The sequence below is a fragment of the Pseudomonas sp. PsB genome, from assembly GCF_043658375.1.
Lineage (GTDB): Bacteria > Pseudomonadota > Gammaproteobacteria > Pseudomonadales > Pseudomonadaceae > Aquipseudomonas > Aquipseudomonas putida_Z.
In genome coordinates this window covers 23,714-35,273 of sequence record NZ_JBIGLU010000041.1, presented here as the reverse complement: position 1 = coordinate 35,273, position 11,560 = coordinate 23,714, and the positions used below count along the sequence as shown (strand labels likewise).

7 protein-coding genes are annotated in these 11,560 nt (G+C 62.5%); all 7 read right to left on the bottom strand.

Going from position 1 to position 11,560, the window contains the following annotated elements:
• Nucleotides 1-295 precede the first annotated feature (295 nt).
• The 7 genes from ACGLHT_RS26680 to gyrA all read right to left on the bottom strand — a co-directional run bounded on the left by ACGLHT_RS26680 (nt 296) and on the right by gyrA (nt 11,559).
• Nucleotides 296-1,357, bottom strand: coding sequence for an acyltransferase (locus tag ACGLHT_RS26680; RefSeq protein ID WP_274121095.1), 1,062 nt, complete (start codon nt 1,355-1,357; stop codon nt 296-298).
• Nucleotides 1,358-1,440: 83 nt separating this feature from the next.
• Nucleotides 1,441-3,117 (bottom strand): 30S ribosomal protein S1, encoded by a 1,677-nt coding sequence (gene rpsA, locus ACGLHT_RS26675; protein WP_003252673.1) that lies wholly within the window; start codon nt 3,115-3,117, stop codon nt 1,441-1,443.
• Nucleotides 3,118-3,241: 124 nt separating this feature from the next.
• Nucleotides 3,242-3,928 (bottom strand): (d)CMP kinase, encoded by a 687-nt coding sequence (cmk, locus tag ACGLHT_RS26670; protein ID WP_003260862.1) that lies wholly within the window; start codon nt 3,926-3,928, stop codon nt 3,242-3,244.
• The gene (locus tag ACGLHT_RS26665; RefSeq protein ID WP_274121096.1) at nt 3,925-6,132 is read right to left on the bottom strand and encodes a bifunctional prephenate dehydrogenase/3-phosphoshikimate 1-carboxyvinyltransferase; all 2,208 of its coding nucleotides are present in this window, start codon (nt 6,130-6,132) and stop codon (nt 3,925-3,927) included. The genes cmk and ACGLHT_RS26665 overlap by 4 nt, the downstream gene beginning before the upstream one ends.
• Nucleotides 6,133-6,343: 211 nt before the next feature.
• The gene (pheA, locus tag ACGLHT_RS26660) at nt 6,344-7,438 is read right to left on the bottom strand and encodes a prephenate dehydratase (RefSeq protein WP_013971453.1); all 1,095 of its coding nucleotides are present in this window, start codon (nt 7,436-7,438) and stop codon (nt 6,344-6,346) included.
• Complete coding sequence (gene serC, locus ACGLHT_RS26655) at nt 7,438-8,523, bottom strand: 3-phosphoserine/phosphohydroxythreonine transaminase (RefSeq protein WP_025338101.1); 1,086 nt, start codon at nt 8,521-8,523, stop codon at nt 7,438-7,440. The genes pheA and serC overlap by 1 nt, the downstream gene beginning before the upstream one ends.
• A gap of 270 nt (nt 8,524-8,793) precedes the next feature.
• Nucleotides 8,794-11,559: a DNA gyrase subunit A gene (gene gyrA / locus ACGLHT_RS26650; protein ID WP_274121094.1), complete on the bottom strand. Its 2,766-nt coding sequence runs from the start codon at nt 11,557-11,559 to the stop codon at nt 8,794-8,796.
• Nucleotide 11,560 lies beyond the last annotated feature (1 nt).

The window sequence follows — 11,560 nt, the reverse complement described above, 5'->3', positions numbered from 1 at the left end:
TCGCAGCACAAGGCTGCTCCTACAAAGGACGCGTCAGACGAGCGATATTTGTTCTCTGCGCGACAGCGCAGCCCAAAGGGCTGGGTAATCTCCCACAGGGGAATGCGCCCGTTTCTGGAGAGTTGGGCACACCGTTATACCACTGAGGCAGCACATGCATTGAAGGCTACACCACCTTCTGTGGGAGCAGGTGATGCCATGGATGGCACCGGCTACGCCGGTGTTCGCGGGTGAACCCGCTCCCACAGAGGGATCGCGCCGGTTTCCGGAGAACTGGCACAGCGTTATCAGACGCCTATGCCAATTGCTGCGAACCCGCTCGGGAAAAGCGTTTGCGCATCGCCAAGGCAGGCTTCTCTACCAACCCCCACGACACATACCCCGCCAACCAGGACGCCGGCACGGCAGCCAACATCAGCCAGTAAGGCCCGGCCCATGGCATCGCCCATGCCAACACTTGCTGGATCGGAAATGCATACAGGTAGATACCGTACGAGTAATCCTCCACAAACGAAGGAAGCTTCAACTGCGGGCAATAAGCTACATACAACGTGCCGTACATCGTCAGAACGGCAAACGCAAAAACCTCAAGGCGCCCACCCTTGGCCAACACGAACAACGCAACAAAGGCAAACAACAGCCAGCCGGTATACGGGATCACCGCCCGGTGCGAATAGAACACCGCCCCTGCCAGGAAGCACACCACCAGCTTGAACGGGTACTCCGCAAAGGCTGGATGCAGGGTATGCAACCCCAGGGCAACCACCAACGCGGCAAGCGTCAACCCTGTCATCGGCCACCGGCAAACCTTGGCCACCAGCACCAATAGCCACAGCACCACGTACATGCGCATTTCCAATGGGATGGTCCACAGGCTGCCATTGACCGAAGCCCCATAGGGGCGCGGGGTAAAGCTCACCCCAGGCAAGAGGAACTGGGCATCCTTGAAAACCAGCAATGGGCTATAGACGTACCTGTAAACCTGACGCTGGGAAAGATACTCACCAAGCGGCAGCGAGGTAATGACAGGCCCTAGCACAAAGGCCATGAGCAGCAGGCACACGAGCAAGCCAGGCAAGATCCGCAATGCGCGGGCCAGGTAGAAATCCCGGGTGCTATTTTTTTCACCACTGGCCGCGATCAGGAAACCACTGACCATGAAGAATACTTCCACGCCCAGGCTATGTACGGGCACCGGCATGCCCAGCAGCAGCCCCGGGTCGGTGCAACTCAGGCACTCCAGGTAGGAGAGCGCAAAGGAATGCCCCACCACGACGGCAGTTGCCGCCAGCAGCCTGATGATCAGGAAATTGTTATCGCGCCCGCGACCTTCCATGACGTCGCCAAACATCAACATCGCACAATCCCCCGACATGGCCTTCTTTCAGCATAAAAAAAAGGCGACCCGAAGGTCGCCTTTTTTTACCGATCAAACAGAACTCAGTTCTGCTTGGCCATTGCTTCGCGCAGCAGCGCAGCCATGGTGGTGTCGGCAGCCGCTTCCGGAGCGTTTTTCAGGCTCTGGATGGCTTCGCGCTCTTCAGCATCGTCCTTCGACTTGATGGACAGGCTGATAACGCGGGACTTGCGGTCAACGCTGATGATCTTGGCTTCGATCTCTTCGCCTTCCTTCAGGACGTTACGCGCGTCTTCAACGCGGTCACGGCTGATTTCGGAAGCTTTCAGAGTAGCTTCGATGTCGTCGGCCAGAGTGACGATGGCGCCTTTGGCGTCAACTTCTTTCACGATGCCCTTGACGATAGCGCCCTTGTCATTGACAGCAACGAAGTTGGAGAACGGATCGTCTTCCAGCTGCTTGATGCCCAGGGAGATGCGCTCGCGCTCTGGGTCGACCGACAGGATAACGGTTTCCAGCTCGTCGCCCTTCTTGAAACGACGCACGGCCTCTTCGCCGGTTTCGTTCCAGGAGATGTCGGACAGGTGAACCAGACCGTCGATGCCGCCGTCCAGGCCGATGAAGATACCGAAGTCGGTGATCGACTTGATGGTACCGGTGATCTTGTCACCCTTGTTGAACTGGCCGGAGAAGTCTTCCCATGGGTTGGACTTGCACTGCTTGATGCCCAGGGAGATACGACGACGCTCTTCGTCGATGTCCAGAACCATGACTTCCACTTCGTCGCCAACCTGAACGACTTTCGACGGGTGGATGTTCTTGTTGGTCCAGTCCATTTCGGAAACGTGTACCAGACCTTCAACGCCTTCTTCCAGCTCAGCGAAGCAGCCGTAGTCGGTCAGGTTGGTAACGCGAGCCTGTACGCGAGTACCTTCTGGGTAACGGGCAGTGATAGCTACCCACGGATCTTCGCCCATCTGCTTCAGACCCAGCGAAACGCGGTTGCGCTCACGGTCGAACTTCAGAACGCGTACGTCGACTTCGTCGCCAACGTTAACGATTTCCGATGGGTGCTTGATGCGCTTCCAAGCCATGTCGGTGATGTGCAGCAGGCCGTCGATACCGCCCAGGTCCACGAAGGCGCCGTAGTCGGTGAGGTTCTTGACGATACCCTTGACCTGTTGGCCTTCCTGCAGGGTTTCCAGCAGGGCTTCGCGCTCGGCGCTGTTCTCGGCTTCCAGCACGCTGCGACGGGAAACGACAACGTTGTTGCGCTTCTGGTCCAGCTTGATGACCTTGAATTCCAGCTCTTTGCCTTCCAGGTGGGTGGTGTCGCGCACAGGGCGGACATCAACCAGGGAGCCCGGCAGGAACGCACGGATGCCGTTAACGTCGACAGTGAAGCCGCCCTTAACCTTACCGTTGATAACGCCCTTGACCACTTCTTCGGCGGCGAAAGCTGCTTCCAGAACAATCCAGCACTCGGCGCGCTTGGCTTTTTCACGGGACAGTTTGGTTTCGCCAAAGCCGTCTTCGACCGCGTCCAGCGCAACGTGAACTTCGTCACCGACCTTGATGGTCAGCTCGCCAGCTTCGTTGTAGAACTGCTCGAGCGGGATGACGCCCTCGGACTTCAGGCCAGCGTGTACGGTAACCCAGTCGCCGTCGATGTCGACAACGATACCGGTGATGATGGCACCCGGCTGAAGATTGAGGGTTTTCAGGCTTTCTTCAAAGAGTTCTGCAAAGCTTTCGCTCATTTTAATTCCTGTAGATTCGGGCGAAACAGACGCCCATAGCCACATTCCAGACAATGTGGGTTTGTTTTAAGTAAAGGAAAGCCGGCAGGACGTTGACTGGTGCCCCTGCCTGCTTTCCTGGCTATCAGAGAAGGTCGCGCAGTGCGATCTCGCTCCTGATACGTTGCAACACCTGCTCGATGGACAACTCGGTAGAGTCCAACTGAATGGCATCGACCGCTGGCTTCAGCGGGGCCACTGCACGTTGGGTGTCACGCTCATCACGCGCACGAATCTCATCCAGCAGACTCGACAGACTAACATCTTCACCCTTGCCCTTCAACTGCAGGTAGCGGCGACGCGCCCGCTCCTCCGCGCTGGCGGTGAGGAAGACTTTCAACGGCGCGTCCGGGAACACCACGGTGCCCATGTCGCGGCCGTCGGCAATCAGGCCCGGCGCCTCGCGGAATTCGCGCTGGCGCACCAGCAGCGCATCACGCACGGCCGGCAGCGAAGCAACCATCGAGGCACCGGCACCGACGGTTTCGGTGCGGATGACGTTGCTGACGTCCTCGCCCTCGAGGATGATCTGTTGCAGCTTACCGGGCTCGGCAGCGATGAACTGCACATCCAGATGGGCGGCAAGCTTGGTCAGCAACTCTTCGTTGGTCAGGTCGACGCCGTGGTTGCTGGCGTTGAACGCCAGCAGACGGTACAGCGCGCCAGAGTCCAGCAACCTCCAGCCCAGCTCGCGGGCCAGCAGCCCGGCGACCGTACCCTTGCCCGAACCGCTTGGCCCGTCGATGGTGATGACCGGCGCCAGGGCACTCACGACTTGCCCTCTTCCGCCACGCGGATGCCCACTTCGGCGCACAGCGCCAGGAAGTTGGGGAACGAGGTGGCGACGTTGGCGCAATCGTGGATGCGGATCGGTGCGCTGGCGCGCAGCGAGGCAACGCTGAAGGCCATGGCGATACGGTGGTCACCGTGGCCATGCACTTCGCCGCCGCCCAACTGGCCGCCATCGATGATGATGCCGTCCGGGGTCGGCTCGCACTTGATGCCCAGGGTGATCAGGCCGTCGGCCATGACCTGGATACGGTCGGATTCCTTCACCCGCAACTCTTCGGCACCACGCAGCACGGTACGCCCTTCGGCGCAGGCAGCGGCGACGAACAACACCGGGAACTCGTCGATGGCCAGTGGCACCAGCTCTTCAGGGATGTCGATACCCTTCAGCTTGGCACCGCGCACACGCAGGTCGGCCACCGGCTCGCCGCCGACTTCACGCTGGTTTTCCAGGGTAATGTCACCGCCCATCAGGCGCAGGATGTCGATCACGCCGGTACGGGTCGGGTTGATGCCAACGTGCTCCAGCACCAGTTCGGAGCCTTCGGCGATGGACGCCGCCACCAGGAAGAACGCCGCCGAGGAAATGTCGGCCGGCACTTCGATACGGGTGGCAGTGAGCTTGCCGCCGGACTGCAGCGAGGCCACCGGCCCGTTGCTGTCGACGCTGTAGCCGAAGCCGCGCAGCATGCGTTCGGTGTGGTCACGGGTTGGCGCAGGCTCGGTGACGGTGGTCTTGCCTTCGGCGTACAGGCCGGCCAGCAGCAGGCAGGATTTGACCTGGGCACTGGCCATCGGCAGCGTGTAGGTCAGCGCCTTGAGCTTGTGGCCACCGCGGATGGTCAGCGGCGGGCGGCCTTCAGGGCCGGTCTCGACCACGGCACCCATTTCGCGCAGCGGGTTGGCCACACGGTTCATCGGGCGCTTGGACAGCGATGCGTCGCCGGTCATGGTCACGTCGAACGGCTGGCCGGCCAGCAGGCCCGACAGCAGGCGCATCGAGGTACCCGAGTTGCCCACGTAAAGCGGCCCGGGTGGCGGCTTGAGGCCGTGCAGGCCGACGCCGTGAATGGTCACGCGACCGTGGTTGGGGCCTTCGATGACCACACCCATGTCACGGAATGCCTGCAGGGTCGCCAGCGCGTCCTCACCCTCGAGGAAGCCTTCGACCTCGGTGGTGCCTTCGGCCAGCGAGCCGAGCATGATCGAGCGGTGGGAAATCGACTTGTCGCCCGGTACGCGGATTCGCCCGGACAGGCGGCCACCCGGTTGGGTCAGGAAAATCAGATCGTTGGCGTTCATAGCGTCCACATAGGCCCGGCGGGCCAGGATTTTACTGAAATGCTCGCGGGCAACGCGTGCGCGGGTGAATACACCCAGCAGCTGGTGCCCGTCCCCTTCAGCGATCGCGTCGCGCAAGGCGTCGAGATCGCTGCGATATGTATCAAGCGTGCGCAGGACAGCGTCGCGGTTGGCGAGAAAGATGTCGTGCCACATGGTCGGGTCGCTGCCGGCGATTCTCGTGAAATCGCGGAAGCCTCCCGCAGCGTACCGGAAGATTTCGAGGTTTTCATTGCGCTTGGCCAGTGAATCGACCAGGCCGAAGGCCAGCAGATGCGGCAGGTGGCTGGTGGCGGCAAGCACTTCGTCGTGGCGTTCGACCGACATGTGCTCCACATCGGCGCCCAGCTCGCGCCACAGGCGGTCGACCAGGGCCAGGGCGGCCGGGTCGGTTTCGGCCAGCGGCGTGAGGATGACCTTGTGCCGACGGAACAGGGTGGCGTTGGAGGCCTCTACCCCGCTCTGCTCGGAGCCTGCGATGGGGTGGCCGGGGACGAAGCGCGGCAGGCGTTCCCCAAAGACGGCACGCGCCTCACGCACGACATTGCCCTTGGCGCTGCCGACGTCGGTGATGACGGCATCGCCAAGGTCAAGCTTGGCCAAGCGGGCCAGTACCTTTTCCATGGCCAGGATCGGCACGGCCAGCTGGATGACATCGGCACCGACACAGGCGGCAGCGAGGTCTTCTTCGCAGCGGTCGACCACGCCCAGGGCCACGGCCTGCTTGCGCGAGGGCGCGTCCAGGTCGACACCGACCACTTCGCGGCACAGGCCGCTTTCACGCAGGCCCTTGGCGAACGAGCCACCGATCAGGCCGAGGCCGACCACGACCAGGCGGTTGATGATTGGTGCGGGTTTGGTTTTTGCTGCATTTACCACTGGTGCGAACCCTGTTCAGAAATCTAGACAGCCTGTGAGGGCCATTGGGGCTGCCTTGCAGCCCATCGCGACACAAGGCCGCTCCTACAGGGGCCAGTACAGTTTCGAGGCCTGCACAATACCTGTAGGAGCGGCCTTGTGTCGCGACGGGGCGCGAAGCGGCCCCAACCATCTCAAATCAAAGCACCGCCTTCGGATACGAACCCAGCACCTTCAGCGCCACAGCCTCCTGGCTGATCTGCTCGAGCACCGCCTTGATCAGCGGGTCGCGGTGGTGGCCGACGAAGTCGATGAAGAACACGTAGGTCCACTTGCCGCTGCGCGATGGGCGGGTCTCGATGCGAGTCAGGTCGATGCCGTTCTGGTGGAACGGTACCAGCAGCTCGTGCAAGGCACCCGGCTTGTTGCTCATCGAAACGATGATCGAGGTCTTGTCGTCACCGGTCGGCGGCACTTCCTGGTTGCCGATCATCAGGAAGCGCGTGGAGTTGTCCGGGCGGTCTTCGATCTTTTCGGCCAGGCGAGTCAAACCGTACAGGTTGGCCGCCATGTCGCCGGCGATCGCCGCCGAGTTCCACTCGCCCTTGACCCGCTTGGCCGCCTCGGCATTGCTCGACACGGCCACGCGCTCCACGTTCGGGTAGTGCGCGTCCAGCCACTTGCGGCACTGGGCCAGCGACTGGGCGTGGGAGTAGATGCGGGTGATGCTGTCGGTCTTGGTGTTCTCGCCCACCAGCAGGTGGTGGTGGATGCGCAGCTCGACCTCGCCGCAAATCACCATGTCGTGCTCGAGGAAGCTGTCCAGGGTGTGGCTGACCGCGCCTTCGGTGGAGTTTTCCACCGGCACCACGCCGAAGTTGACGGCACCGGCCGCCACTTCGCGGAACACTTCGTCGATGGCCGCCATCGGCCGGCTGATCACCGCGTGGCCGAAGTGCTTCATGGCCGCGGCCTGGGTGAAGGTGCCTTCAGGGCCGAGGTAGGCGATTTTCAGCGGCTCTTCCAGGGCCAGGCACGACGACATGATTTCGCGGAACAGCCGCGCCATCTCTTCGTTGTCCAGCGGGCCCTTGTTGCGCTCCATCACGCGCTTGAGCACGGCGGCTTCACGCTCGGGGCGGTAGAACACCGGCTTTTCGCCTTCCGCCAGCGAGGCGGTCTTGACCTTGGCCACTTCCTGGGCGCAACGGGCGCGCTCGCTGATCAGCTCGAGGATCTTCTCGTCGAGGCTGTCGATGCGAACGCGCAGCGCCTTCAGTTCGTGCTCGGACATCAGCCGTGCTCCTTCTCGAATTCGGTCATGTAGGCCACCAGGGCTTCGACTGCTTCAAGGCCCAGGGCGTTGTAGATGGAGGCACGCATGCCACCTACCGAACGGTGGCCCTTGAGGTTGAGCAGGCCACGGGCATCGGCGCCGGCGAGGAAGGCCTTGTCCAGGCGCTCGTCAGCCAGGCGGAACGGCACGTTCATCCACGAACGGGCGTTGTGGCTGATCGGGTTGGTGTAGAACTCGCTGCTGTCGATGAAACCGTACAGGCGGTCTTTCTTGGCGCGGTTGCGCTGTTCCATTGCATCGACGCCACCCTGCTCTTTCAGCCATTCGAACACCAGGCCCGAGAGGTACCAGGAGTAGGTGGCCGGGGTGTTGTACATCGAGCCGTTGTCGGCCGAGACCTTGTAGTCGAGCATGGTCGGGCAGCTGCTGCGGGCGCGGCCCAGCAGGTCTTCGCGCACGATCACCACTACCAGGCCGCTCGGGCCGATGTTCTTCTGCGCGCCAGCGTAGATCAGGCCGTACTGCGACACGTCGATCGGGCGCGAGAGGATGTCGGACGACATGTCGACCACCAGGGGTACGTCACCGGTTTCCGGCACCCAGTCGAACTGCAGGCCACCGATGGTCTCGTTGGACGCATAGTGCACGTAGGCAGCGTTCTTGGTCAGCTTCCACTCGTTCTGGCCCGGGATGGCCAGGTAATCGTAGGGCTTGGCGCTGGCGGCGACGTTGACGTTGCCGAAGCGGCGCCCTTCCTCGATGGCCTTTTTCGACCAGATGCCGGTTTCGATGTAGTCGGCGGTGCCGTTTTCCGGCAGCAGGTTCAGCGGGATTTCAGCGAACTGCTGGCTGGCGCCGCCCTGCAGGAACAGCACCTTGTAGTTGGAGGGGACGGACAGCAGGTCACGCAGGTCCTGCTCGGCCTTTTCGGCGATGGCCACGTAATCGTCGCTGCGATGGCTCATTTCCATCACCGACAAGCCCTTGCCACGCCAATCCAGCATCTCGGCCTGGGCGCGCTGCAGAACAGCGTCAGGAAGCGCGGCAGGGCCTGCGCAGAAGTTAAAGGCTCGTTTGCTCACATCCACTCTCGCTCTGCCAAATGGTACAAAATCGTTTCTTGCAGGCCACTCACCGCTCTTTGTAGGAGCGGCCTTGTGTCGCGATAGGGCCGCAAAGCGGCCCCCAGCTTTTTGCAGCGCCGCTGAAATCCTGGGGCTGCTGTGCAGCCCTTTCGCGACACAAGGCCGCTCCTACAAAAAGCTCGCCCCACCAAAGGGAGGCTCAGCATTGCCTGCTGTAATCAGTCAAACGGGGCGACCTTGGTCGCCCCGTTCGGGTTTTACGCTTGCTTACTCCTGCGGGGCCTCTTCGGCACCAGCAGCTTCTTCGTTGTCTGGCGCTTCAGCCTCGACGCCCTCTTCGTCCGTCTCGATCACATCATCGAGCTCGTCCTCGGAAGGCTCCTGGATACGCTCCAGGCCCACCAGCGTCTCGTCGGTAGCCAGCTTGATCAAGGTCACGCCCTGGGTGTTACGGCCCAGGCTGGACACTTCGCCAACGCGGGTACGCACCAGCGTGCCCTGGTCGGAGATCAGCATGATCTCTTCGCCTTCCTGCACCTGGATGGCGCCGATCAGCAGGCCATTGCGCCCCTTGGTACCCATGGCGATCACGCCCTGGCCACCACGGCCGCGACGCGGGAACTTGGACAGCGGTGTGCGCTTGCCGAAGCCACGCTCGGAGGCGGTGAGGATCTGCGCGCCGGATTCCGGGATCAGCATGGAGATGATCTGCTGGCCCTTGCCCAGCTTCATGCCGCGCACGCCACGGGCGTTACGGCCCATCTCGCGCACCACGCTTTCAGCGAAGCGGATCACCTTGCCGGCGTCGGAGAACATCATGACTTCCTTGGCACCGTCGGTGATGGCCGCGGCGATCAGGGTGTCACCTTCCTTCAGCTTCAGGGCGATCAGGCCGTTGGAGCGCGGACGGGCGAACTGCACCAGCGGGGTCTTCTTCACGGTACCCGAAGCGGTGGCCATGAAGATGTAGGCACCGGTCGGCTCGGCCACCCACTCAGGGGTGTCGCCGTCTTCCTCGTCCGCTTCCTCGGCCTCGACCACTTCGCCTTCGAGCACGGTGTCTTCCGCGTCCTCCAGCTCTTCGTCGGCGTCAGCGTTCTGCTGCAGGGCCTCGAGGTCGATCTGCAGCATGGCGGTGATGCGCTCACCTTCCTCCAGCGGCAACAGGTTGACCAGCGGGCGGCCGCGGGCGGCGCGGGACGCTTCAGGGATGTCGTAGGTCTTCAGCCAGTACACCTTGCCCTTGCTGGAGAACAGCAGCAAGGTGGCATGGCTGTTGGCAACCAGCAGGTGCTCGACGTAGTCCTCGTCCTTCACCCCGGTAGCCGACTTGCCTTTGCCGCCACGGCGCTGGGCCTGGTAGGCGGACAGCGGCTGGGTCTTGGCGTAGCCGCCGTGGGAGATGGTCACCACGCGCTCTTCTTCCGGGATCATGTCGCCGTAGTTGAGGTCGTGGCGCGCATCGAGGATTTCGGTACGGCGGGCATCGCCATATTCGGCGCGGATGGCTTCCAGCTCTTCGCGGATCACTTCCATCAGGCGCTCGGCGCTGCTGAGGATGCGGATCAGCTCGCCGATCTGCTCGAGGATTTCCTGGTACTCGGCCAGCAGCTTCTCGTGCTCCAGGCCGGTCAGGCGGTGCAGGCGCAGGTCGAGAATGGCCTGGGCCTGTTCCGGCGACAGGTAGTACTTGCCTTCACGCAGGCCGTACTGCTCCGGCAGGTCCTCGGGGCGGCAGGAGTCGGCGCCGGCGCGCTCGACCATGACCTGCACGGCACTGGATTCCCAGGCAGTGGAGACCAGGGCCTCCTTGGCTTCGGACGGGGTCGGCGAGGCCTTGATCAGGGCGATGACCGGGTCGATGTTGGACAGCGCGACCGCCTGGCCTTCGAGGATATGGCCGCGTTCGCGGGCCTTGCGCAGCTCGAACACGGTACGGCGGGTCACCACTTCACGGCGGTGACGCACGAACGCTTCGAGCAGGTCCTTGAGGTTGAGCAGGCGCGGACGGCCGTCGACCAGGGCCACCACGTTGATGCCGAATACGCTCTGCAGCTGGGTTTGCTGGTAGAGGTTGTTGAGCACCACCTCCGGCACCTCGCCGCGACGCAGCTCGATGACGATGCGCATGCCGTCCTTGTCGGATTCGTCGCGCAGCTCGGTGATGCCTTCGATCTTCTTCTCTTTGACCAGCTCGGCGATCTTCTCGATCAGGCGAGCCTTGTTCAGCTGGTACGGCAGCTCGGTAACCACGATCTGCTGGCGGCCACCGACCTTGTCGATGTCTTCGATCTCGGAGCGGGCACGCATGTAGATGCGACCACGGCCGGTACGATAGGCCTCGATGATGCCCTGGCGGCCGTTGATCAGGCCGGCAGTCGGGAAGTCCGGGCCAGGGATGTGCTGCATCAGCTCATCGATGGTGACTTCGGGGTTGTCGATGAGTGCCAGGCAGCCATCGATGACCTCGCCGAGGTTGTGCGGCGGGATGTTGGTCGCCATGCCCACGGCAATACCGCTGGAGCCGTTGACCAGCAGGTTGGGAATACGGGTCGGCATGACTGCCGGGATCTGCTCGGTGCCGTCGTAGTTGGGCACCCAGTCGACGGTCTCCTTGTGCAGGTCGGCCAGCAGCTCGTGGGCCAGCTTGGCCATGCGCACTTCGGTGTATCGCATGGCTGCGGCGTTGTCGCCGTCCACCGAACCGAAGTTGCCCTGGCCGTCGACCAGCAGGTAGCGCAGCGAGAACGGCTGGGCCATACGCACGATGGTGTCGTAGACCGCGGTGTCGCCGTGCGGGTGGTACTTACCGATCACGTCACCGACCACACGGGCGGATTTCTTGTACGGCTTGTTCCAGTCGTTGCCCAGTTCGCTCATCGCATAGAGAACGCGACGATGCACGGGCTTCAAGCCGTCACGCGCATCGGGCAGCGCTCGCCCGACAATCACGCTCATCGCGTAGTCGAGGTAAGACTGTCTCAGTTCGTCTTCGATATTGACCGGGAGGATTTCTTTGGCCAGTTCGCCCATG

Coding starts and splice junctions, on each gene's coding strand:
- ACGLHT_RS26680 (WP_274121095.1), bottom strand. CDS start 1,357: ATGTTGATGTTTGGCGACGTCATGGAAGGTCGCGGGCGCGATAACAAT.
- rpsA (WP_003252673.1), bottom strand. CDS start 3,117: ATGAGCGAAAGCTTTGCAGAACTCTTTGAAGAAAGCCTGAAAACCCTC.
- pheA (WP_013971453.1), bottom strand. CDS start 7,438: ATGTCCGAGCACGAACTGAAGGCGCTGCGCGTTCGCATCGACAGCCTC.
- gyrA (WP_274121094.1), bottom strand. CDS start 11,559: ATGGGCGAACTGGCCAAAGAAATCCTCCCGGTCAATATCGAAGACGAA.